Annotated in this window: 17 protein-coding genes; 5 read left to right on the forward strand and 12 right to left on the reverse strand. The window is 70.2% G+C overall.

The window, feature by feature from the left end; all coding sequences use genetic code 11:
- Positions 1–60: 60 nt before the first annotated feature.
- From OHA05_RS11835 to rplU, 6 genes are all read right to left on the reverse strand, one after another.
- Entirely contained in the window at positions 61–2,178 is a 2,118-nt protein-coding gene (locus OHA05_RS11835; protein ID WP_328860537.1) for a hypothetical protein, read from the reverse strand.
- A 135-nt stretch (positions 2,179–2,313) separates the two neighbouring features.
- Positions 2,314–3,813 carry a bifunctional cytidylyltransferase/SDR family oxidoreductase gene (locus OHA05_RS11840; RefSeq protein ID WP_328860538.1) on the reverse strand — a complete coding sequence of 500 codons (1,500 nt, stop codon included), beginning with the start codon at positions 3,811–3,813 and terminating at the stop codon, positions 2,314–2,316.
- Between the two features lie 192 nt (positions 3,814–4,005).
- Complete coding sequence (locus OHA05_RS11845; RefSeq protein WP_328860539.1) at positions 4,006–6,081, reverse strand: glycosyltransferase family 4 protein; 2,076 nt, start codon at positions 6,079–6,081, stop codon at positions 4,006–4,008.
- Between the two features lie 240 nt (positions 6,082–6,321).
- Positions 6,322–7,758, reverse strand: coding sequence for a GTPase ObgE (gene obgE, locus OHA05_RS11850; RefSeq protein WP_328860540.1), 1,437 nt, complete (start codon positions 7,756–7,758; stop codon positions 6,322–6,324).
- Between the two features lie 130 nt (positions 7,759–7,888).
- Positions 7,889–8,146 carry a 50S ribosomal protein L27 gene (rpmA, locus tag OHA05_RS11855; RefSeq protein WP_313946349.1) on the reverse strand — a complete coding sequence of 86 codons (258 nt, stop codon included), beginning with the start codon at positions 8,144–8,146 and terminating at the stop codon, positions 7,889–7,891.
- Positions 8,147–8,160: 14 nt separating this feature from the next.
- Entirely contained in the window at positions 8,161–8,481 is a 321-nt protein-coding gene (gene rplU, locus OHA05_RS11860) for a 50S ribosomal protein L21 (protein WP_223774625.1), read from the reverse strand.
- 336 nt (positions 8,482–8,817) lie between these two features.
- On the opposite strand from rplU, the gene OHA05_RS11865 reads away from it, so the two are divergent.
- Positions 8,818–10,644 (forward strand): hypothetical protein, encoded by a 1,827-nt coding sequence (locus tag OHA05_RS11865; RefSeq protein ID WP_328860541.1) that lies wholly within the window; start codon positions 8,818–8,820, stop codon positions 10,642–10,644.
- Between the two features lie 56 nt (positions 10,645–10,700).
- Complete coding sequence (locus OHA05_RS11870; RefSeq protein ID WP_313946347.1) at positions 10,701–11,303, forward strand: acyltransferase; 603 nt, start codon at positions 10,701–10,703, stop codon at positions 11,301–11,303.
- 78 nt (positions 11,304–11,381) lie between these two features.
- Here OHA05_RS11870 and OHA05_RS11875 read toward each other — a convergent pair whose 3' ends face one another.
- Complete coding sequence (locus OHA05_RS11875; protein ID WP_313946346.1) at positions 11,382–12,440, reverse strand: hypothetical protein; 1,059 nt, start codon at positions 12,438–12,440, stop codon at positions 11,382–11,384.
- A 391-nt stretch (positions 12,441–12,831) separates the two neighbouring features.
- Between OHA05_RS11875 and wecB the strand changes: the two genes are divergently transcribed.
- From wecB to OHA05_RS11890, 3 genes are all read left to right on the forward strand, one after another.
- Entirely contained in the window at positions 12,832–13,935 is a 1,104-nt protein-coding gene (wecB, locus tag OHA05_RS11880) for a non-hydrolyzing UDP-N-acetylglucosamine 2-epimerase (RefSeq protein ID WP_328860542.1), read from the forward strand.
- A gap of 169 nt (positions 13,936–14,104) precedes the next feature.
- Positions 14,105–15,457, forward strand: a complete 1,353-nt coding sequence (locus tag OHA05_RS11885) for a glycosyltransferase (RefSeq protein ID WP_313949015.1) — start codon at positions 14,105–14,107, stop codon at positions 15,455–15,457.
- Positions 15,454–17,601 carry a glycosyltransferase family 1 protein gene (locus OHA05_RS11890; RefSeq protein ID WP_313946344.1) on the forward strand — a complete coding sequence of 716 codons (2,148 nt, stop codon included), beginning with the start codon at positions 15,454–15,456 and terminating at the stop codon, positions 17,599–17,601. Before OHA05_RS11885 ends, OHA05_RS11890 begins: the two co-directional genes overlap by 4 nt.
- An 81-nt stretch (positions 17,602–17,682) precedes the next feature.
- Here the strand turns inward: OHA05_RS11890 and galE are convergent, their stop codons facing one another.
- The 5 genes from galE to OHA05_RS11915 form a co-directional block, all read right to left on the reverse strand.
- Positions 17,683–18,663, reverse strand: coding sequence for a UDP-glucose 4-epimerase GalE (galE, locus tag OHA05_RS11895; protein WP_328860543.1), 981 nt, complete (start codon positions 18,661–18,663; stop codon positions 17,683–17,685).
- 80 nt (positions 18,664–18,743) lie between these two features.
- Positions 18,744–20,027: a nucleotide sugar dehydrogenase gene (locus tag OHA05_RS11900; RefSeq protein ID WP_313946342.1), complete on the reverse strand. Its 1,284-nt coding sequence runs from the start codon at positions 20,025–20,027 to the stop codon at positions 18,744–18,746.
- Positions 20,024–21,652 (reverse strand): glycosyltransferase family 2 protein, encoded by a 1,629-nt coding sequence (locus tag OHA05_RS11905; RefSeq protein WP_328860544.1) that lies wholly within the window; start codon positions 21,650–21,652, stop codon positions 20,024–20,026. Before OHA05_RS11905 ends, OHA05_RS11900 begins: the two co-directional genes overlap by 4 nt.
- Before the next feature lie 11 nt (positions 21,653–21,663).
- Positions 21,664–22,680, reverse strand: coding sequence for a Gfo/Idh/MocA family protein (locus tag OHA05_RS11910; protein ID WP_327684243.1), 1,017 nt, complete (start codon positions 22,678–22,680; stop codon positions 21,664–21,666).
- Positions 22,677–23,795, reverse strand: a complete 1,119-nt coding sequence (locus OHA05_RS11915) for a DegT/DnrJ/EryC1/StrS family aminotransferase (protein WP_313946340.1) — start codon at positions 23,793–23,795, stop codon at positions 22,677–22,679. The genes OHA05_RS11910 and OHA05_RS11915 overlap by 4 nt, the downstream gene beginning before the upstream one ends.
- Positions 23,796–23,813: the final 18 nt, after the last annotated feature.

Consider the following 23,813-nt stretch of genomic DNA (forward strand, 5'->3'; position numbering starts at 1 on the left):
ACGCGCGGAGCCCGTACGGCGTGGTGCCGTACGGGCTCCGTGGACGGATCGTGCGTGGCGTCAGCGCGCCACGGACGCCTCGGACGCCTCGGTGTCGACGGACTCGCTGTCGGAGTCCGACTCACGGTCGAGTTCGCCCAGCAGCTGCCCCCCGATGCGCTGCTCGACCCCGAGGTTGCGCGCCTCCGCGCCTGCCTGGAGCGTGCGCAGCGCGGAGTTGAACCGCTGCATGGAGGTGGGGTGGTCGGGGCCGAGGAGGTACTCCTTCAGCTCCTGACGGGCACCCGCCAGCAGGTCGAACTCGGGGGACGTGACGGCGTCCAGGAGTTCGTTGAGCTCCTCCGCGCTGTTGGAGAGGATCACGGCGGCCCGGGCGGCGGTGTTCTGCCGCTTGAACTCGTCGATGCCCAGCGCGGCGGAGTCGGTGACGGCGTACGGCTTGCCGCTCGCCATGAAGTCCGAGACCACGCTGGAGATGTCGGAGACCATCGCGTCGGCCTCGTTGAAGCAGTCGTACAGCTTCGGCTCGGAGCCGGTGACGACCCGGTGCTCCCACCAGCCGAACGAGCGCCAGTAGGCGTCGTTCCACTCGGCGCGCAGCCGCTTGATCTCTTCGAGGCGTACGGGGTCGGCGAGCGAGACCCGGGACACCTCCGACTCGTCCCCGCCGGCCCGGCCGGGCTTGGCGAGGCTGTTCAACTCGGCGGCGACGCGGGTCAGCTCGGCCTGGGCCGCGGCGTGCTCCGACGCAGCGGCGGCGCCCTGTGCCGTCCAGCGGGGGTCGGTGGCGCGCTCGACGGCGGCGGCCCGCACCATCGCGGTGATCCGCTCGTGGACGGCCCTGGCCTTCTTGTTGCGGATGCCGGTGAAGGGGTGCGGCTTGTAGACGACGCGTACCGGCTTCTCGGCCTCCAGCAGGCGGCGGACGATGTTCTCGCCGGCGAGCAGCAGGGAGGTGTTGCCGGGGTTGTCGTCCCAGCCCTCCCAGGTCGGGGCGTACAGAACGGTCGGGATGGGGTTCCTGGCCGCGCCGGTCCAGCTCTGGATGGGGGCCAGCTGCGGGCGCCCGACCTCGACGATGTCCTCGTCACGCACCCCGACGTCGGCGAGTGCGTAGCGGTCGCGGCCCGCGCGGCCGGCCGTCCAGACCTCGTCGTACACCTTGCTGAACGGGTTGACGCTGGCCAGCTTGTCGCTGTCGCCGTGCCCGATGAAGACGTGCTTCATGGTGGGGACGCGCAGCAGGTGGATGTTCTTGCCGACGTTGGCCGGGTAGAGCGCGACGCGGACCGTGGAGAGGTCCAGGTTCATCAGGTGCGTGCCGCCGGGGACGCAGATGACCGGGACGGCGGTCACGTTGAGCTTGGAGACCAGGCTGCGCTCGCGCATGAGGATCAGCGGCCGGCCGTCGACCTGCTCCATCGTGTCGAGCCACATGTTGATCTGGTACGCGGACTCGTCCGAGCCGGAGAAGTACAGGACGACCGTGGGGCGGTACTCCAGCAGCCAGGCGCTCACGGCCTTGAGCACGGCGGCGGCGCCCGGAACCCGGCGGTGACGGCGCAGATAGGGCGCCAGCGCGGCGGTGTAGAGGACCCCGAGGAGGAGGGTCGCTGCGACGCCCGCGTAACCGATGGCGTCCTTGCCGGACACGGCCGCGATCAGCACACCGGCCATGGCGGGGATGTCGAGGTGGAGCATCTTCTCGCCGGAGCGGCGCAGGAGCGCCTTCGGCGGGGCGTCCGGGATGCGTACGGTGCCGAGGTCCACGTTGCGCGTGACGACCGGCATGGTGCGGCGCAGGCGGATCAGGGTCGCGAGAGCTCCGTGCGGCGCCTGGAGGCCGTAGAAGATGAGGAAGCCGGCGATGGCGGTGTAGAAGAGCGGGGTCTCCGCGAGGCCCTCACGAGCCAGCAGCAGGACCAGCAGCAACTGGCGCAGCAGGAAGCGGATCGGCAGACCGACCCGGACCTTGCTGAGGCGGTTGACCAGGTAGCTGCCCTTCTGGTGCAGATACCAGTCCGCCGCGTAGGTCACGGCACCCGCGACCGCGAAGAGCCAGATGCTCGGGACGAGGGCCGCGAGCATGACGCACGGATAGCCGAGTCCCATCAGAGCTGCCGCGGCCAGCTCTGACCTGCTGCCCACGCGTGCCAGACGAATGGCGGTCGAAATCACGAAGAACCTGCTCCAAGGGGTGCCGGTTGATCCTTTTTGCGGGAATTGTGAAGTCACAGCTTCACGAAGTCGAGCTTCCGCATTTCGCGTCGCGGCGGATCACGAAAGCCCGATAAATGCTTTAACGATGGATTATTACATATCGCCCTCGCGGTCCAGGACCGCGGCGAGCGCCTGCTCGAAGCCCGAGGCCTCGCTCGCCTCGCGGGTCGGATCCTGCTGCCGCACATCGATCACATGGCCGGTCAGCTCGGAGAGCAGAACGTCCAGGGAGGTCCTCGCCACCGCTTCGGAGGAGAGGAGAGAGCCGTCGGGTTCCACACCGAAGGCCTTGGTGCGCATCGGGGTCGCGGTGCGCTCGGGGTTGACGCAATTCACCCGGATTCCGTCGTTCGCCCACTCGTCCGAGAGCGCCTGGGTGAGATTCACCATGGCGGCCTTCGTGGACGAGTAAAGGCTGTACTCGGCGCGACCGCGCGTATAGCTGGAGGAGGTGTAGAGCAGCAGCTGCCCCTTCGTCTCCGCCAGGTACTTGTAAGAAGCACGCGCAATCTGCACGGGCGCCAGGTAATTGACGTTCAGCGCTTCGCGGATGGTGCTGTTGTCCGTCTCCGCGAGCTTGCCGATACGCAGCACGCCCGCGGTGTTGATGACGTAGTCGATACGGCCGCTCTCGGAGTACGCCTTCGACAATGCGTCGTCGACGTGTTCCGGGTTCTCGACATGGGTGCCGGTCGTGGAGCGGCCCAGCGCATAGACCTTGGCGCCGTACTTCTTCGCCAGTTCGGCGATGTCCGCGCCGATGCCGTACGAACCGCCGAAGACCACCAGCGTGCGGCCGGCGAGCAGTTCGCGGTACGCGGCCTCGTCGGCCTGGCGGGGCGCGGCCGTCGAGGCCAGCTGGAACAGCTTGTCGGCGATGAAGACGTCGACCGGCTGCGTCACCTTCATGTTGTACTCGTCGCCCGCGACGACATGGATCGGGACGTCGGGGAGATAGCGCAGGACCACCGAACAGTCGTCGGTGGCCTGGAAGTTGGGATCGCCCGCCGCGACCTCGTACGCCTTGCGGATCGTCGACAGTTTGAAGGCCTGCGGCGTCTGGCCGCGGCGCAGCCGTGAGCGGTCCGGCACGTCCGTGATGAACTCGCCGTCCTCGCCGTGGGTGCGGGTGACGATGATGGTGTCCGCGGAGGGGATGGCGACATCGACGGCCTGAAAGCGGTCGAGCGCGTCCACACAGTCCTGGATCACTCGCTGTGACAGAAGCGGACGGACAGCGTCATGGAAGAGGACGTTGCGGTCCTCGCCCTCGGCAAGTCCCTCGCTGAGCGCGGCGATGGCGCGCTCGGTCGTCTCGTTGCGGGTCGAGCCGCCCTCGATGACCTTGGCCACCTTGGTCAGCCCGGCCTTGGCGATGATCTTCTCGACATCGGGCACGAAACCCGGTGCCATCAGGACGATCACGTCGTCGATGGAGTCGGCCTGCTCGAAGATCGAGAGTGTGTGCTCGATGACAGCCTTGCCTGCGATCTTCAGCAGCTGCTTCGGGATCGACAGCCCCACACGCTGGCCGGTGCCACCGGCGAGCACAACGGCTGTGGTGCGGGGTTTGGCTACGTGCGGCACAGACACAGGGACGACCTACCTTGAGGTGAGTGGGGGACGGGGCCGATCGTCGCACTCTCCGTGACCGTCCCGCAAGGCGGACGACCGGCACCCCACACCTCGGCGAAACGCGATGTTCACCCCGTGGCCAGGGAAATGACCCACGATTGCCCCGGCCAAGGGGTGACTGACACCACAAATGTCGCGATGTGCGCTTCGCTACCCGATCGGTTTGTCCACAACATTTAGGACGAGCTCGTTGGCGGCGCTGTAGAAGACCTTGACGGTGACCTTTTCCCGCGGCCCGACACCGAGTTTGCGAGCCATCGACCGCAATCCTGTCAGAGATCTCTTCTTCGGCACTTCGATGCCGGGATAAGGGAAGAGAGATCCCTTTTCCACGACATCGTCGAGAATGCGGGCCAGCCGCACCGGCTCGGCGCCGGGCGAATACCTCAGCCACAGATCCCACACATCGTGCGCGTCGACCTGCCCCGTCACCGGCTCCGCGACGGGCACGGTGACCCGGAATCTGTCCGCGCCCTCACGGACGGCGTCGAAGGACAGCTCGAGCGCGTGCTTTCCGCGACGGCGCATGAGCAGGACCGGCTCGCCGTCCGGTACGCCCTCACCGAGCAGCCGGCCGTCGATCGTGAACGTCCGCCCGGAGACCCGGAGGCCGGCGACCTCCGCGTGCACCGGCCGTGACCAGGAGCGCAGCGACAGCGATCCGTGCCTGACATAGGGGACGAGCTGGCGCACGGCCTCCCCGGGCGTCGTACGGCCGGCGGTCCTCATGGCTCCGCGCTGGTCGACGGCGCGCGCCGAGAGCGCCACGCGCTCGCCGCCCTCCCGCTCCGCATGGCAGGTCCACACGCCTTCCGCGAACTCCTCGTGCGCGGGAACGGTCGCCCGGCCCTCCTTGTCGAAGGGGTGGACACGGTCGGCCACCGCGGCGTCCGGGTGGCTGCACACCAGCCGCAGCGCGCCGCCTCCACCGAGGGGCGGACCGCCGTAGCCGTGTGCGTTTCGTGGAAGGAGCGTGACGACCAGACCACCGTCATCGGCCACGACGCAGTCCGCGACCGGGGCGAACTCCCCCTCGCCGGCGGTCTCCTGCGCCGCGACATGGGCGGCGCCGCGCGAGGCGGTCGTCGCGCCGAGTTCGGCGAACAGTTCCTCGTACTGCTTGGCGACGGGGCCGGGGTCGAAGCGCCGGGCGTTGCGGCGGGCCGCCGCGCCCATCCGCCGGCGCAGGTCCTCGTCATCGATGAGACGCAGCAGGGCGGCCGCGACGGCGTCGGCGTCGCCGACCGGAACGAGGAGCCCGTCGACCCCGTCGGCGATGATCTCCCGCGGGCCGTAGTCGCAGTCGGTGCTCACCACCGGCAGTCCGCAGCGCATGGCCTCCACGAGCGTCATGCCGAAGGACTCGTGACGGGAGGTGGAAACGGCGATCGCACCCTTCGCCCACTCCGGTTCGATGGGTGAGCGCGGGCCCATGAGATGGACGCTGTTGTAGAGGCCGAGTTCGTCGATGCGGCGGCGCAGCCGGTCCTTCTCCTTGCCCCATCCGCAGATGCGCAGCGTCCAGTCCGGACGGACCGCGGCGACCTTGCCGAACGCCTCGATCAGGACGTGGTACTGCTTCTCCGAGGCCAGCCGCCCCGCCGCGACGACCGTCGTCCCCGAGGTGTCGGACGGCTCGACGACCGGCTCGGGCACGCTGTTGGGAATGGCCAGCACCCGGGTGTCCGGCAGCGGCATCTGTTCCCGGTAGGAGGCGGCGTCGCCCTCGGAGACCGTCACAAAGGCGTCGAGCCGGGTGAGATACGGATACATCTCGGCGCGATGCGCGGGCTTGTGATGGTTGTGCGACATGTGCTCCTGGCCGATGAGCACGGCGCGCTCCGGTCCGAACTGCGCGATGTAGGCGGTCAGTCCGGGCCGGGTGGAGATGATCACGTCCGCGTCGGAGGCGGCGTAGTGTTCCCGCACCCGCTCGTCGGTGAGCCGGCTGTACTCCTTCTGGCGCGCGTCGGTGCCGGGATACAGCTCGGCGGGCTGAAGGTGGAGCGGATGCTTGAGCTCGCTGGTGGGCGACGCCGGGCGGGTGTCCACCAGCGGTACGACGTCGACCCGCGGATCGATGGCGAAGAGCGGTGCGTCGCGGTGCCGGAACACCGAGACGATCTCGATCTCGTGCCGGTCGGCGAGTTCCTCTGCCAGATTCAGGGTCGTGCGGATGGTTCCGCCGATCCCGTAAATCGTATGGATGAGGAAGGAAATCTTCACCGTCGCTCCGTTCGGTCTGCTGGGGCTCTTCACCCCACCCCCGCGTAGAAGACGGTCACTGCGGGCGGGAGGTTGTTTCGCACCATGCACCGAAAATGATCCGGTTCATCGGAGCCATCGACCTCCCGCCACACCGTCGCGGGGCACAGAAAGAACGACCGGCCGGCAGGCCGGGAACGGGTGGACCCGGCCGGCCCGTACGGGGTGGACCCGTCGGGCGGACCAGGTGAACCGTTCGGCTTAGAACGGGTGGAACTCGTCGTACTCCCGCTGCGGGTCGTCCCGCTCGGCGTCCCGGTCCTTACGGCGCTGGGCCGCGGGCCGGGGCGTGTCGAGCCGGTGGTCCTCACCGCGGCGGCCGAGCATCTCGGCGCCCGCCATCACGGTGGGCTCCCAGTCGAAGACCACGGCGTTGTCCTCGGGGCCGATGGCGACGCCGTCGCCCGCCCGGGCACCGGCCTTCATCAGCTGCTCCTCGACGCCGAGGCGGTTGAGCCGGTCGGCGAGGTAGCCGACGGCCTCGTCGTTGCTGAAGTCGGTCTGGCGGACCCAGCGCTCCGGCTTCTCGCCGCGCACCCGGAACAGACTCTCCTCCTCGCGGACGACCGTGAAGCCCGAGTCGTCGACGGCCTTCGGGCGGATGACGATGCGGGTCGCCTCCTCGACGGGCTTGGCGGCGCGCGCCTCGGCGACGATCTCGGCGAGGGCGAAGGAGAGCTCCTTCAGACCGGTCCGCGCGACGGCCGACGCCTGGAGGACGCGGTAGCCGCGGGCCTCCAGATCCGGGCGGATCATGTCGGCGAGGTCCTGGCCGTCGGGGATGTCGATCTTGTTGAGGACGACGATCCGCGGACGGTCGTCCAGGCCGCCGTACTGCCGCAGCTCGTCCTCGATGACATCGAGGTCGGAGACCGGGTCGCGGTCGGACTCCAGCGTCGCGGTGTCCAGCACATGCACCAGCACGGAGCAGCGCTCCACATGGCGCAGGAACTCCAGGCCGAGGCCCTTGCCCTGGCTGGCTCCGGGGATCAGGCCGGGCACATCCGCGATGGTGTAGACGGTCGATCCGGCGGTGACGACACCGAGGTTCGGGACGAGCGTGGTGAAGGGGTAGTCCGCGATCTTCGGCTTGGCGGCGCTGAGCACCGAGATCAGCGAGGACTTGCCGGCGCTCGGGTAGCCGACGAGTGCCACGTCGGCGACGGTCTTGAGCTCCATGACGACGTCACGGGCCTCACCGGGCTCGCCGAGCAGCGCGAAGCCCGGGGCCTTGCGGCGGGCGGAGGCGAGCGCCGCGTTGCCGAGGCCGCCGCGGCCGCCCTGGCCCGCGACGAAGGTGGTGCCCTGTCCGACCAGGTCGGCGAGGATGTTGCCGTCCTTGTCGAGGATGACGGTGCCGTCCGGTACGGGCAGGACCAGGTCCTGACCGTCCTTGCCGGAACGGTTGTCACCGGCACCGGGCTGGCCGTTGGTGGCCTTGCGGTGCGGACTGTGGTGGTAGTCGAGCAGCGTGGTCACCGACTGGTCGACGACCAGGATGACGTCACCGCCACGGCCGCCGTTGCCGCCGTCGGGTCCGCCGAGCGGCTTGAACTTCTCCCGGTGAACGGAGGCGCAGCCGTGGCCTCCGTTACCCGCGGCGACATGCAGTTCGACGCGGTCCACGAAGGTGGTCATGGGTGTGCCTCCAGATACGGAAATGTCAGAGAGTACTGAAATGTCTTACGCATAACGCAGCAGAGGCGGACCCGCTTCCCGTGGGGGAAGTGAGGTCCGCCTCCGCAGAAACCGCTCTACAGCAGCCGAATTAGACGGCGACCGGAACGATGTTCACGACCTTGCGGCCACGGTGGGTGCCGAACTGCACCGCACCGGCGTCCAGCGCGAACAGCGTGTCGTCGCTGCCGCGGCCGACGCCCGTGCCCGGGTGGAAGTGGGTGCCGCGCTGGCGGACCAGGATCTCACCGGCGTTGACGACCTGACCGCCGAAGCGCTTCACGCCGAGCCGCTGAGCATTGGAGTCGCGCCCGTTCCGAGTGGACGATGCGCCCTTCTTGTGTGCCATCTCTCCTCAGTCCCTTACTTCGCAGCCGTGGGGATGCCGGTGACCTTGATCGCCGTGTACTGCTGACGGTGACCCTGGCGACGGCGGTAGCCGGTCTTGTTCTTGTAGCGAAGGATGTCGATCTTCGCGCCCTTGTGGTGGTCCACGACCTCGGCCGTGACCTTGATACCGGCCAGCACCCACGGGTCGCTGGTGACAGCGTCGCCGTCGACAACGAGCAGGGTCGAGAGCTCGACCGTGTCGCCAACCTTGGCAGTGGGAATCTTGTCAACCTCAACGATGTCGTCGACAGCAACCTTGTGCTGGCGACCACCGCTGCGCACGATGGCGTACACGCGGATCTCTCTCTCACTCGGAACGGCCCCCTGATGCCAGCCGCTCACACAGGCCGGGGCCTGCGACGATCCGGAAGGACGAGCGGCCTCTCCCGGGCGGTGAACGCCCTGGGGAGGAAGTTGCTCAGGGGTAGGTGCGTACGGAAACACACCGAGGGACAAGGTTACGGGCCGCGCTCCGGAGGGTCAAACCGGGTCCGCACCGCCCGCTCCGGCCTCTCGCCGGGCCTCCCCGCGGACCCGTCTTCCTGCCGGATGTCCCCCGTACCCGTCTCTGGTGGATGTCCGCCACTGCCTGTTCAATATTCGCTCGTGCCCCTGCGCTCCTTCATATCCATGCCTCGCATGCTCCGCCACGGCTCGTCCGTGGGCGCCGATCTGCCGCCCGACGAGGCCGTGACCGTCGGCGCCGTCACCGACCCGGCGCTGCGGGCCGCGTTGACCGCGGCCGCCGCCGGTGACGCCGGCCCCGCCCGTGAGCTGCTGGCGGAGACCCGGCTCGGCGCCCAGTGGGAGCGGCGCAGCGGCTGCGTGAGCGCGCTGGCCGAGTGCGCGCTGCACAACCCGGGCTGGCTGGAGGGCTGGCTGGCGGCGGCGCCCGAGGACCCCGACGCGACGCTGGTGAAGGCCGATCTCTGCATCCAGCAGGCCTGGGAGATACGGACCGGTCACCGCGCCAGCCATGTCTCGGAGGACCAGTTCCGCGCCTTCTTCACCCTGCTCGACGACGCCCTGCCGGTGATCGCCGCGGCCACCGAGCTGGGCCCCACGGACCCCGTGCCGTGGCAGGTCGCGCTCACCCACGCACGCGGCATCCAGGCGCCGCGCGAGGTGTTCGACGCGTACTGGGCCGAGGCCGTCGCCCGCTCCCCGCACCACTACGGCTGCCATGCCACGGCGCTGCAGTATCTGTGCGCCAAGTGGTACGGCTCGCACGAGGAGATGTTCGCCTTCGCCGAGCGGGCCGCCGACGGCGCCCTGCCCGGCTCGCAGCTGAACGCGCTGCCGCTGCTCGCCGCCGTCGAGTACGAGGTCGTCTCCGACGACTCCGCCCAGGGCGGTCCGATACCCGAGGCCCGGGTGGCCGCAGCGATCACACGGGCCCAGGAGCTCTCCGCCTGGTACGAGCCGGGCGACCCGGACGCGGCCGGCTTCCGCAACCATCTGGCGCTGATGCTGATCCTGGGCGAGCGCTGGTCGGAGGCGCTGGACACCTTCCGGGCCATCGGGGTGCACGCGCGGGAGTTCCCATGGGCGTACATCGGCGACAGCCGCAAGGAGTTCCTGGAGTTCCGCCTCGGTGTACGGATGCAGGTCGCGTCCCGGACGCCGTTCTTCAGCAGGCCCCCGCAGAGCGCGCCTGCCGCCTCGGCGGCGCTCCCGGTCCCCGCGCCGCGCTCGCTGGCGATCGCCGCGGCCCCGCCGCACCAGGTCGCCGAGGCCGCGCTGATGTGCGGCGTCTCGCTGCGCATCGCCCCCGCGCCCTCCGGAGCGAGCTATGTCGAACTCGTCCCCGACCCCTCCCCAGGCCGGCGCGCGGCGCTCGCCGGCGAGGAGTTGCTGACGGCGGCGGCCGACAACTTCACCACCGCGGAGAAGTGGCCCGCGCTGGTGCTGCGCCGCACCGCGGACCGCTACAGCTTCACCCTGTTCCACAAGGGCAAGGTGCGCGCCACGCATCTGTGGGACCCCGCGGCCCCGGTCGTCGACCACGCGCAGGCGGCCGCGACCGCCCAGGCCGTCGCGGGCGTCTTCCCGGTCACCGACCTGCGCCCGCTGATCACGCTGCTGCGCGGCGGAAACGATCCTGCTCGGCGTCAGGCGGAGCTGGTGACCGTGCTGGGACTGCCGCCCGTCCCGGACGGCTTCGGCGAGCGCGACGAGATCCTGGGAGACCTGCCGGAGGCCCGACTCCTCGCCAGACGTGGGGTGTTGAAGGGCATCCGCGACACCATGTCGACGGACCTCGGCACCCCCGCGCTGCACGTCCCGCGCTCCCGGCGCTGGTGGACGCTGCGCATCGTGGCCCTGGTGATCCTCGTCCCGGCGGCGGTCTACGGCTGGCTCTCCCCGGACGTCGGCTGGTACCGCACGCTCGTCCCCACGGCGGCCTCCCTCTTCTACGCGCTCCAGCTCAGGAAGGCCTGGGCCCGCAGACGCTGAATCGCGCCGCTGGTCGTATGCTCGCCGGGCGAAGCCGCGCACCGGAAGGCAGAGAAGTGAACTACAGGGTCCAGCCCACCGCCCAGGTCGACGAGAGTGCCGAGATCGGCGACGGAAGCAGCGTCTGGGAGCTCGCCCAGATCCGCGAGGGAGCCAGGCTCGGCAAGGGCTGTGTCGTCGGGCGCGGCGCCTACGTCGGTACCGGTGTGCAGATCGGCGACAACGTCAAGCTCCAGAACTACGCCCTCGTGTACGAGCCCGCCGAGCTCGGCGACGGCGTGTTCGTCGGCCCCGCCGTGGTGCTGACCAACGACCACAACCCGCGGTCCGTGGACCCCGAGGGCAACCAGAAGCGCGGCGGTGACTGGGAGGCCGTCGGCGTCAAGGTCGCCGAGGGCGCCTCGCTCGGAGCGCGGTGCGTGTGCGTCGCGCCGGTGCGGATCGGCCGCTGGGCCATGGTCGCCGCGGGCGCCGTGGTCACCAAGGACGTACCGGACTTCGCGCTGGTCGTCGGCGTCCCCGCCCGGCACATCGGCTGGGTCGGCAAGAACGGTGTCCGTCTGGTGGAGCGCGAGGGCGAGTCCGGCGTCTGGGAGTGCCCGCAGAGCGGCGCCCGGTACGTGGAGAAGGACGGCGTGCTCGAGGAGCAGGCCGTCTGAGACTGTTCCGGCAACGGCAGCGGGCCCGGGCTTCCGAGAGGAAGCCCGGGCCCGCTGCCGTTGTGGAACCGGAAAGACCTAGGCGCGGGACCAGGCCGCGAGCGCCAGGCCCGACTCGTCCTTCTGCCGGGTGACCCGCAGCGTCCCGTCGGTACCGAACGCCGCCATCACCACGCGCCCCCTGGCGTCGATCGCCAGCGCGGGCGCGCCGACGCACGGCTCGCCCGTGAGCGTCCAGGTGACGCCGCTGCCCTCGTCCTCCGTGGGGTACGCGGCCAGCGCCGGACGACCGGTGGCCGCGTCGCGGTGGGCCAGGATCGTGCAGTCGTGGCCGTCGACCGGGGTGCGCAGCAGCGCGATCGGCCCGGTGCCCGTGCCGGTGCCGACGGTGGCGGGCTCCGCCATCGAGGGGCGCCAGGCGCGCACCGTGCGGTCCTCGCTCGTGTGCCAGAAGTGGGTGAGCCGGTCGCCGCCGGTGCGCTCGGCCGTCAGGGAGTCGGGCTCGGCACCGGACACGATGTCGTCGGCGCGCTCGAACTTGACGCCCTTGGTCTCCTGCTTCCACCGCATGACGCGCTCGGCCGTCGGCAGGGCGAACTCCATCAGCCCTTCGGGGGTGATGGAGACGGAGACCGCTCCGAGGCCCTCACTGCCCTTGTAGTCGGCCCACTTGTTCCACTTGCCGGACGGCACCTGGCTGCGTCCGCAGACACCGCCGCCCACATTGCGCACGAAGACATGCAGCGAACCGTCGGCGTCGACGACCGCGGACGGCAGTCCGATCCGCGCGGCCAGGTCGGCGTCACTGCCGTACGGCGTGCCGAGCGGCGCCCACTCGCGCACCGCGAGACCCGACTGGTACTGGAGGGCGTAGACCACGTCGGTGCCGGTCCGGCCGTCCGGGAGCGGCCTGCGCCGCAGACCGACCAGATGGACATAGCCGTCCGCGCCCTGGGCGACGGACAGGTAGGGCAGCACACCCGTGGCGGGAATCACGTCGGGACCGGACCACTCCGGTCCGCCGGGAGCCGTCTCGGTCCACCGCAGCACACCGTCGGTGGTGGGGGCGTACGCCGTGAGCCGGCCGTCCTTGCCCCGTACGAGCCAGCCCGTGGTGGGAGCGAGAGAGGTGTCCACCGTGGGGATGCGGGCCGGTTTGGGGCGTGGTGCTTCCTCCGACCGACGCACAGATTTCCGTCCGGACCTGACCGCCATGGCACACCGTCGACTTTCCCGTGACCGCCCGCGAAACTAGCGCGACGATAGTACGACAGCGGGACGTGGCCGGATCCGGCACCGGTACCCCTGTGGGGTGGCCGGATACGCCCCCATCGGCCCCCTGTGCAGGCCTCGTTCACCCAATCGTTATCCAGGCGCTCGCTGCCGGGGTATCGCCGCCTGACCACGGGCGGGAGAGCCATCGCACAGGGTGCGCCGCCCGGCCGCGGGCCGGTCCACCTCGGGGGTTGCCTACCATTGCGCCTGTGACACCCCCCGCCAATGACCTGACCCAGAAGAAGAGTGTTCAGTGAAAGTCATCAGCATCGTCGGTGCCCGTCCCCAACTGGTGAAGCTCGCGCCCATCGCGGCCGCGTTCGCGGGAACCGAGCACGAGCACGTCATCGTGCACACCGGGCAGCACTACGACGCCGACCTCTCCGACGTCTTCTTCGAGGGCCTCGGCATCCCCGACCCCGACGTCCACCTCGGTGTCGGGTCCGGCAGCCACGGCGTCCAGACGGGTTCGGTGCTCACCGCCCTCGACCCCGTCCTCGAGCGTGAGCAGCCGGACTGGGTCCTCGTCTACGGCGACACCAACTCCACCATCGCCGGTGCGCTCTCCGCCGTGAAGATGCACCTTCCGGTCGCGCACCTGGAAGCCGGTCTGCGCTCCTTCAACCGGCGCATGCCGGAGGAGCACAACCGCGTCCTGACCGACCACTGCGCCGACGTCCTGCTGGCCCCGACCGAGGAGGCCATGCGCCACCTCGCCGACGAGGGCCTGAAGGACCGCGCCGTGCTGGCGGGCGACGTCATGGTCGACATCTGCCTGCGCATCCGTGACGCGGTGCTGGCCGGCGAGCACGCCGCGCCGCAGCTGCCCGAGGGCATCGACCCCTCGCAGCCCTTCCTGCTGGCGACGCTGCACCGGCCGGACAACACCGACGACCCCGAGCGCCTCGCCGCGATCATCGGCGCGCTGGCCGCGCTGCCGGTCCCGGTCGCGCTGCTCGCGCACCCGCGTCTGGTCGCCCGCGCCGCCGAGCACGGCATCAAGCTCGACCAGGGCTCGGTCCACGTCGGCCGTCCGCTCCCCTACGCCGGGCTGATCGCCGCGGTGCTGGCCTCCTCCGGCGTGGTCACCGACTCGGGCGGCCTGCAGAAGGAAGCGTTCCTGCTGGAGCGCATCACCACCACGATCCGTCCGGAGACGGAGTGGGTGGAAACCGTCGACACCGGTTGGAACGTCTTGGTACCCGACCCGCACGAGCTGTCCGCCGACGAATGGGCCGCCACCGTCACCCGCGCCGTACCCACGGGTGACCCCGGCACTCCGTACGGTGACGGACGGGCCGCGCAGAACGTTGTCCGGATCATGGAAGAGTGGAAGGGGGGAAGCCGGCACGCGTGACGGACCTGGAGGGCCTCGGAGCAGGCCCGAGTCCGTCTACGTCACCGTGCTAGCGTCACCGCTTATGTCAGCGTCTCCCAGGTCCGGGCTGCCCTCCGACGGCTCGCGGCCTCATGTCATCTACCTCGCCATCGGCTTTCCGCCGGCTGCGAAGAGCAGTGCCTACCGCATGCGCGAGACGGCGAACCAGTTCTGCAGGGCGGGCTGGGACGTCACCGTCGTCAACATCGCCCAGGAGTCCTGGGAGCGGGACTCCGGCGTCGACCTCACCCTTCTGGAGCAGGTCGACCCGCGCGTGAACATCGTGGAGCTGCCGCTCTCCCGCGAGGACCTGGAAACGGACATCCGCCTCTTCGACGAGGAGCGCGCGCTCAACCCCAACAAGTGGGTCACGCAGCTGCGCAAGCGGCAGCAGAAGCCGTTCCCGGAGCCGAACTTCGGCGAGTGGCGCGGAGCGCTGGAGCAGGCCGTCCTCGACATCCACCGGGAGCACCCGGCGGATCTGCTGGTGGCCAGCTGCGTTCCGTACGTCAACCTCGCCGCGGCCTGGAAGCTGTGGGAAGAGGCGAAGGTCCCGTACGCGGTCGACTTCCGCGACGGCTGGTCTATCGACGTGATCACCGGCATCGAGGCCTTCACCAAGGACTCGGAGATGGGCCGCTGGGAGCAGAAGGTCCTCGACCACGCGGTCAGCCTGTGGGTCGTCAACGACCCGATCGCCGACCACTACCGGGCCCGCTATCCCGAGTTCGCGTCCCGTGTCGAGGTCGTGCGCAACGGCTACGACGCCGACAGCTCGCCCGGCCGCGCCCACCGCGCGGACCCCGAGGCCGGCCTGGTCTTCGGCTACCTCGGCACGGTCAACTTCACGCCCGCGCATCTGGAGACGGTGCTCAACGCCTGGCGCGCGGCGCGCGAACGCGAGCCGCTGCTCGCCAACGCGCGCTTCGAGGTCCGCGGCCACATCGGCAACGGTGCGGGCCGCGAGGCGAACAAGCACTCCGAGATGCTCAAGCAGGCCGAGGTGGACGGTGTCTCCTTCGGCGGCCCGGCCGCCAAGGCCGAGGTCTCCTCCATCTACGCCCGCTGGGACGCGATGGTGCTCATCCTGATCGGCGGTCGCTTCGTGACCTCCGGCAAGGTGTACGAGTACATGGCCACCGGACTGCCGATCGTCTCCGCGCACGTCGTCGAGCACGACGCCTCCAACGTCCTTCAGGGGCACCCCCTGTGGACCGGTGCCGTCGGCATCGACGAGGAGGGTCTGGCCGAATCGTTCGTCAAGGCCGCGCACATGGCCGTCGAGACGAGCGACGAGGTGCACGCCGAAGCCATGGCGCACGCCGACCAGTTCACCCGCGAGGCTCTGATGTCCGTGGCCGTGAAGAACCTGGTGGGCCGACTCACCAACGAACACGACGGGAACCACGGGTCCGCAGCGGCCCCGGGGGACAAGACCTCCACCACGGACGTGGACAGCCTCTCATCGAAGTCGATCGTCGCCGGAGGGCCCACCTCGTGACCGATGTGCTTTTCGTCGCCGCATCCCAGCCGCAGTTCGGCGTACTCGCCGACGCGGTGAAGAAGTTCCGCGCCCAGGGCGCGCGAGTTCACCTCGCCTGCCTCTTCGACGCGCGGGCCTGCCTGGAGGACCTGGACAAGCTCGAGCTCGACGGGTTCCAGCAACTCCCCTACGGCATAGGGCATCTGAGCATCGGCACCCGCCGCAAGCTCAAGCGGGTGCCGCACGGCCGGCGGCTGTGGGTCCAGATCCGCAGGAACGCCTGGCTGCGCCGGCACGGACTGGCCGCCAAGCACCTCGTCGCGCTCGACGCGAACGCCGTCTACACGGTGTGGCGTCTGTCGCAGTACAACGCGGACGCCGGTGCCTCGTTCGGTATCGCCCCGGCCCTGCGCGCCATGGAGGGCGAGGCGTCCACGCCGCAGCCCGTCACCCGGCGCCGGAACGTGATAATCCCTCCGCGCACCCTGATCGCCGCCGACGTACGCCGTCAGGCCAAGGCGCTGCCCCACACCGTGATGCGTACGGCCACCGCGCGCCCCGTGATGCGCAGTGCCGTCGGAGCGCGGCTGTGGCGTTCGGCGCTCGGCGCGCCCGGTGTGCCCGCGGGCTTCCGGGCCGCACTGTCCCGGCAGGTCGCCGAGGGCATGCGCTGGGCCGGACGGCCGGGTGGCGCGACACTCGCGCTGACCACCGCCGCCCGCCGTATCGAGAACCGCGAGATCCGGACCGCGCTGCTGGACGAGGCGGTCAGGACCGAGCTCAACAAGGGCATCGCACCGCGTGCCCTCGACAGCACGGTCCAGGAGCTGCTGACGCAGGCCGACGGCCTGTACAAGGCCGGTGACCCGGCCGCGGCGGCCAGCGCGCTGGACCGGGCCCTGGTGCTCGGCTTCCACCGCGTCGTCCACATCGACCAGCTCAGCTCCCCCCTCGCGGCCGACCCCACGGCCTTCTCCGCGCCGGTGCACGCCTCCGCGGTGATGAGGAAGATCGGGGAGCCCCGCGGCCGGAAGACCCCGGCGGCCACGCCGCCGTCGGACCGCCCGCTGCGGCTGCTCGTCACCACCAGTGCCAACGACAACTTCCTGAAGCTGGTCCTCTCCCACTACGAGGACCACCCGGGCGTCGAGGTCCGCTACCTGGACCTCGCGGCGACCCCCGCCATGAAGCGGATCTCCTGGGCCGGCCGGCGGATGATAGAGAACCGTCTCGGGGGCGACGCCCTCTACGCGGAGCAGGTCGAGCAGCTCATGCGGCCCCATCTGGACTGGGCCGACACCGTGTTCCTCGACTGGTGCGTGGCGCCTGCCGTGATGCTCACGACCATCGACCCGGGCGACACCCGGATCGTGGTGCGGCTGCACAGCTATGAGGCGTTCACCCGGTGGCCGCACCTGGTGGACTTCTCCCGCATCGACGACCTCGTGTACGTGGCGGACCATGTGCAGGACCTGACCACCTCGCTGGTGCCGCAGCTGCGCGGCGAGGCCGCTCCCCGCACGCACATGCTGCACAACGCCATGGACCTGAGCGGCTTCAACCGCGAGAAGCCGGCCGACGCCCGCTTCAATCTGGGTCTGATCGGCATCTCGCAGGTGGCGAAGGACCCGCTGTGGGCGGTCGACGTCCTGGAGCGGGTGCGCAAGCAGGACGAGCGCTACCGGCTGCTGCTGGTCGGCGGCGACATGGACCGCAAGACCAGCCGTGCCACGAAGGACTATCTGGCCGAGTTCGAGAGGGTGCTGGCTCCGCTGGAGGAGTCCGGTGCCGTCGTACGCCTCGGTCCGACCGACGACGTGCCCGGCAAGCTCACCGAGATCGGCACGATCCTCAGCTCCTCGGTGCGTGAGGGCTGCCACGTCGGTCTGATGGAGGGCGCGGCGAGCGCCGCGGTCCCCGTGGTCCGTGACTGGCCGTTCTACGCCGGACGCGAGCACAGCGCCCGCACGCTGTACCCGGAGAACTGGGTCGTCGCCTCTCCGGAGGAGGCCGCCCGGCGCATCCTGGAGGCCACGGCGACGGAGGAGAGCTGGCGCAACGCCGGCAAGCTCGCCTCCGAGCACGCGCTGTCGGTCTGGGACTGGCCGGTGGTCAGCCGGACGTTCGACGAGCTGTTCCTCGGCGAGCGGTCCGCTCACTGACACCACCGCATACGAGTGAGGGCCCCCGGGACATCCCGGGGGCCCTCACTCGTGTCCCGGGCGGGCCGGGACGCACAAGGCTCAGACGCGGGCCTCGGGGTGGCGCAGGCACCAGCCCTCCCAGGCCGAGGCGACCATCGTGCGGATGTCGTGACGGGCCTCCCAGCCCAGTTCCGCGCGGATCAGGTCGGCGGACGCCACGACACGTGCCGGGTCGCCAGGTCGGCGCTCGACGACGGCCGGCGCAGGCTCCCGCCGGCCGGTGACGTCCTGGATGGTGCCGACCATCTCGGCCACCGAAACACCCTCGCCGCGGCCGATGTTGAGGACGAGCGAGGCCGACGCGTCCTCGGCGAGCCGGCGGGCGGCCGCGACATGGGCGGAGGCGATGTCCTCGACGTGGATGTAGTCGCGGATGCAGGTGCCGTCGGGCGTCGGGTAGTCGTCGCCGAAGACCCGCGGGGCCTCGCCGGCCGTGAGCCGCTCGAAGACCATCGGCACCAGGTTGAAGACGCCGTCGTCGCCGAGCTCGGGCGAGGCCGCGCCCGCGACGTTGAAGTAGCGCAGCGAGGCCGTGGCCATGCCGTGCGCCGTGCCCACGGCGCGTACCAGCCACTCCCCCGCCAGCTTGGTCTCCCCGTACGGGCTCATCGGCAGACACGGGGTCTGCTCGGTGACCAGGTCGACGTCGGGCATGCCGTACACGGACGCCGAGGAGGAGAAGAGGAAGCGGCGCACACCGGCCTCGGCGGCCGCCTCCAGCACGCTGCGCAGGCCCTCGACGTTCTCGTAGTAGTAGTGCAGCGGCTTCTCGACCGACTCGCCGACCTGCTTCTTGCCCGCGAGGTGCACGATCCCGGTGACGGCGTGCTCCCGCAGGACACGGTCGACCAGCTCACGGTCCAGGACCGTGCCGATCTCCAGCGGGACCGTGCCGGGGACCCGGTCCTTGCTGCCGGTGCTCAGGTCGTCGAGGACGACGACGCTCTCACCGCCGTCGGTCATCGCCTTCACCACGTGCGATCCGATGTAACCGGCGCCGCCGGTGATCAACCACGTCATGCCAAATGCCTCTCGCAGGACGGCCCCGCCCCGCGGAGTCCGCGGGACAGGGCCACTGTTCTGTGCGTGTGCAGGGGGCGTCAGCCGCCGATGACGACCCGGCGTACGCCTTCCCAGCGGGCCGGGTCGGTGGTGCGACGGCCGTCGACCAGGACGCGGACCTCCGGCAGGTCGGAGGCGGCGAGCTCGCGGTACTCCGCGTGGTCGGCCTGGAGGATCGCGGCGGTGACCGGCTCACCCGCGTGCGGCGTGAGGCCGTGCGCGGTCAGCTCGTCGGCCGTGTACATCGGGTCCGACACGAACGGGACGGCGCCACGGGCCTTGAGTGCCTCGACGGTCGGGAAGACGCCGGAGAAGGCGGTCTCCTTGACGCCACCGCGGTACGCGGCACCGAGCACCAGGACGTTGACATCCTTCAGGTCGCCGTAGGCGGCGGCCAGCAGGTCGACGGCGTACTCCGGCATGGCGGCGTTGGCCTCGCGCGCCGAGCGCACGACGGTCGCCTCCGGGTCGTTCCACAGGTACATCCGCGGGTAGATCGGGATGCAGTGACCGCCGACGGCGATGCCGGGCTGGTGGATGTGGCTGTACGGCTGCGAGTTGCAGGCCTCGATGACCTTCTTGACGTCGATGTCGTTCTTGTCGGCGAAGCGGGCGAACTGGTTCGCCAGGCCGATGTTGACGTCGCGGTAGGTGGTCTCGGCGAGCTTGGCGAGCTCGGAGGCCTCGGCGGTGCCCAGGTCCCACACGCCGTTCGGCTGCGCCAGGTCGGCGCGCTCGTCGAAGTCGAGGACCTTCTCGTAGAACTCCACGCCGTGCTTCGTGGAGGCCTCGTCGATGCCGCCGACGAGCTTGGGGTAGCGGCGCAGGTCGGCGAAGACGCGGCCGGTGAGGACGCGCTCCGGCGAGAAGACCAGGTGGAAGTCCTCGCCGGCGGTCAGGCCGGAGCCCTCCTGGAGCATCGGCGCCCAGCGGGTGCGCGTGGTGCCGACCGGCAGCGTGGTCTCGTAGGAGACGAGGGTGCCGGGCTTCAGCCCCTTGGCGATGGCCTTGGTGGCGGAGTCCATCCAGCCGAAGTCCGGGGTGCCCTCGGCGTCCACGAACAGCGGGACGACGACCACGACGGCCTCGGACTGGGCGACGGCCGCGGCGGTGTCGGTGGTGGCGCTGAGCAGGCCGGCGTTGACGGTCTCCTTGAGCAGCCGGCCGAGGTCGTGCTCACCGGGGAACGGCTCGGTGCCGGCGTTGACCAGCTCGACGACCTTCTCGTTGACGTCGGCGCCGATGACCTTGTGGCCCTTGGCCGCGAACTGCACGGCGAGCGGAAGCCCGATCTTGCCGAGCGCAACTACACAGATATTCATCGGGATACTTTCCTCTTCACACGGACCAGCAGGGGCCGCACACGCGACCACCATTTGTCGGAGGGCGGGAACAGGAGGCCGGTCACGACCACCATCCGGCCCTTGGCGTTCACACGCGCGGCCACTCGGTAGGGGGTGCCGCTGCGCCAGCGCCGGGCCAGCGGCATCGGCTTGTCCTGGGCGCGCACGGGGATCTCGTACGTCCAGCCCGCGATGTCCACATGGACGCGCACACCGAGCGTGGCCGTACGGGCCGCTACGGGGATACGGGCCCGCAGCACCGTGCCCGCGCCGTCGGCGGACACTTCCTGGGAGAACTCCCCGACAGGGGGCGGGAGTTCCTGCCCGGCGGGCAGCCTTCGCCCGCCCGCCTTGTCGGCGCTCTTGGGCATGGCGCCCTGGACGAGGCGCACCACGGCCGACTCGGTGTCGCCCGTCAGCGCGGTACGCACCGCGACGGACAGGAACAGATCGTCGCCGCTCTGCTCCCACTCGGCCGAGACCAGTTCCGTACCGGCCGCCAGCATGGCCGGTACCGACTCCCCGAGCACCTCGTAGATCCGGTCCGGGATGCCCACGGCGGGGTCCCGGAAGCCGGTGTACGCGGCGAAGGCGCGGTCGCCCTCCAGATGGAAGGGGATCGGCGCGCCGTTCTCCTCGGCCTCGATCGCGGCGGCGAGCTCGTCGACCATGCCGCGCTGGGCCAGCGTGAGCCGCACCCGTCGCGTCACGGGCAGCGAGTCGGCCAGCCGCTCGGTGAGGTAGTCGTCGGCAAGCTCGGCGATCCCGGCGCAGACCTCACGCCTGGTCTGCTCGTCGAGCGAGGGGAAGTCGCCCTGGACGAGCTTGGCCAGCTCCCAGGTGAAGTGACGCTGGAAGACGGTGTCACGCTGCGGTCCGGCCTCGATCAGCCCGGCCGCGTGCTCCAGGATCCGCGCGGTGCACCGCAGCCGCGAGAGATGGTTGGCGCGGTAGGTGATGTTGCTCGAGTCCCCGCGCTTCACCGCGTAGTAGTACGTGTAGTCCGCGAGGACCGAGATCTTCCGGGCCCTGACGCACGCCTCGATGGTGAACGGCTGGTCGCTGCCGACCGGCAGGTCCTCCGGGAACCGCAGCTTGTGCCGCTCCACCAGATCGCGGCGGAACAGCTTGGTGTTCGCCAGGGTGAACGGCAGCGCCGAGTCGTACAGGCTGACGTCCGGGTTGCTCTTCTTGTAGAGCGCCTGGTGGACATAGCGGCCGTTGGTGCCGACCATCTTGCCGACCACGACGTCGGAGTCGTGCTTGTCGGCGCACTTCACCATCCGCGCGAGAGCCTCTTTGCCGAGGTAGTCGTCGGAGCCGATGAAGTAGACGAAACGCCCGGTGGCCACCTCCAGCGCCCTGTTGCTGGGCGCTGCGGGGCCACCGGAGTTCGCCTGGTGAATCACCTTGACGGTCTTCGGGTACTTCTTCGCGAACCGGTCGAGCTCCGCTCCGCTGTCGTCCGTCGAGCCGTCGTCGACGGCCACGATCTCCAGCCTGTCCAGGCCAATGCTCTGCCCGACAAGAGAGTTAAGGCATTCCGTCAGATACGGCATCGTGTTGTACACGGCCACAACGACGGTGACATCAGGACTGGTCAAGGCTCCTCGCCCTACTGGGCCGCGGTGTACGCGGAGAGATCGACGGTGACTCCACCGGCGGCGGACTCCAGCACGGCTGCCGCGACCTCGACGGTACGAAGACCCTGCCGCAGTGTGCAAATGTCGTCGGACTTGCCGAGCACCGCGTCCCGGAAGAGCTCGTGCTCCACCAGCAGCGGCTCACGCTTGGCGATCGCGTAACGGATCATGTCGCCCTCCGCGACACCGCGGAACGCCTGGACCGCTTCCCACTCGGTGGCCTGGGAGGCGTTCGCGTAGAAGGTGAGGTCGGCGGTGAGGGTGTCCGCGACGAAGCAGCCCTTCTCGCCGGTGACCGAGGTGAAGCGCTCCTTGAGCGGGCTCAGCCAGTTCACCAGGTGGTTGACCATCGTGCCGTCGGACAGCTGGCCGACGGCCGACACCATGTCCTCGTGGGGCCGGCCCGACTTGGAGACCGTGCGCGCCGAGATCGAGGTGTAGGTCTGGCCGGTGACCCAGCCGGTGAGGTCGATGTCGTGGGTGGCGAGGTCCTTGACCACGCCGACATCGGCGATGCGGTGCGGGAAGGGGCCCTGGCGGCGGGTGACGACCTGGTAGACGTCGCCGAGCTCACCGGCCTCCAGCCGCTGGCGCAGCGAACGCAGCGCGGGGTTGCAGCGCTCGATGTGACCGACGCCGGCCACCAGACCGCGGGACTCGAAGGCCTCGACGAGCCGGCGGGCGCCGTCCACGGTGTCCGCGACGGGCTTCTCGATCAGGGCGCCGATACCGGCCTCGGCCAGCTTCAGGCCGACTTCCTCGTGCAGGGCGGTCGGGCAGGCCACCACGGCGTAGTCGATGCCGAGCGCGATGAGCTCCTCGACGGTCGACAGCACGGGGGCGCCCTGCGCCCAGCCGTTCTTGTCGCCCATCGGGTCGACGACGCCGACGAACTGGACGCCGTCGAGTCCGGCCAGCACACGGGCGTGGTGGCGGCCCATCGAGCCGAGGCCGATGAGGCCGGCCCGCAGTCCCGGAGCGGTGGTCACAGGTTTTCTCCCAGCTCGTTCACGGCGGCGGCGATGCGCTCGAGGTCCTCCGCGGTCAGCGAAGGGTGCACCGGCAGCGAGACGACCTCGGCGGCCGCACGCTCGGTCTCGGGCAGGTCCCAGTTGCGGCCGGCCTTCTGGTCCGGCTCCCAGTACGGCTTCAGCCGGTGGATCGGGGTCGGGTAGTAGACGGCGTTGCCGACACCCGCCTCGGTCAGCTTGGCCATCGCGGCGTCGCGGTCCCCGCTGACGCGGATCGTGTACTGGTGGTAGATGTGACGCGCACCCTCGGCGACGGTCGGCGTGGTCACGGCCGGCGCGGTGATGTTCTCGGTGAGGTACGCGGCGTTGGCGATGCGCTGCTCGGTCCAGCCGTTCAGCTTCGCCAGCTGGACGCGGCCGACGGCGGCGGCGACATCGGTCATGCGCATGTTGGCGCCGACGATCTCGTTGGCGTACCGCTGCTCCATGCCCTGGTTGCGCAGCAGGCGCAGGGTGCGGGCGACCTCGGCGTCGGCCGTGGAGATCATGCCGCCCTCGAGGGAGTGCATGTTCTTGGTCGGGTAGAAGCTGAACGTTCCACCGGAGCCGAACGCGCCGACGGGGGTGCCGTTCAGCGCGGCCGCGTGTGCCTGGCAGGCGTCCTCGACGACGGCCAGCTTGTGCTTGGCGGCGATGGGCATGATCTTGTCCATCGCGGCCGGGTGGCCGTACAGGTGCACCGGCATGATCGCGGCCGTGCGCGGGGTGATGGCGGCCTCGACCGCGGCCGGGTCCAGGCAGTAGCTGTCGGCCTCGATGTCGGCGAAGACGACGTCTGCGCCGACGAGGCGGACCGCGTTCGCCGAGGCGGCGAAGGAGAACGAGGGAACGATCACCTCGTCGCCCGGACCGATGCCCAAAGCCAGCAGAAGGAGGTGCAACGCGGAGGTACCGGAGTTGACGGCGACGCAATGACGGCCGTCGACCAGGTCGCCGAAGCTCTCCTCGAATGCGGCCACTTCGGGGCCCTGCACCACGCGACCGCTGCGCAGTACGCGTACCGCGGCCTCGATTTCTTCCTCACCGATGACCGGGCGGGCAGCGGGAATGGGCTGCTGGTTGCTGCTCGTCATGGACGTCCTCCTTGAACA

Origin of the sequence: Streptomyces sp. NBC_00306 (genome assembly GCF_036169555.1) — a bacterium.
In the GTDB taxonomy this organism is placed as follows: Bacteria; Actinomycetota; Actinomycetes; order Streptomycetales; family Streptomycetaceae; genus Streptomyces; species Streptomyces achmelvichensis.

Coding starts and splice junctions, on each gene's coding strand:
- obgE (WP_328860540.1), bottom strand. CDS start 7,758: ATGACCACCTTCGTGGACCGCGTCGAACTGCATGTCGCCGCGGGTAAC.
- rpmA (WP_313946349.1), bottom strand. CDS start 8,146: ATGGCACACAAGAAGGGCGCATCGTCCACTCGGAACGGGCGCGACTCC.
- OHA05_RS11865 (WP_328860541.1), top strand. CDS start 8,818: ATGCCTCGCATGCTCCGCCACGGCTCGTCCGTGGGCGCCGATCTGCCG.
- OHA05_RS11885 (WP_313949015.1), top strand. CDS start 14,105: ATGCGCGAGACGGCGAACCAGTTCTGCAGGGCGGGCTGGGACGTCACC.
- galE (WP_328860543.1), bottom strand. CDS start 18,663: ATGACGTGGTTGATCACCGGCGGCGCCGGTTACATCGGATCGCACGTG.
- OHA05_RS11900 (WP_313946342.1), bottom strand. CDS start 20,027: ATGAATATCTGTGTAGTTGCGCTCGGCAAGATCGGGCTTCCGCTCGCC.
- OHA05_RS11915 (WP_313946340.1), bottom strand. CDS start 23,795: ATGACGAGCAGCAACCAGCAGCCCATTCCCGCTGCCCGCCCGGTCATC.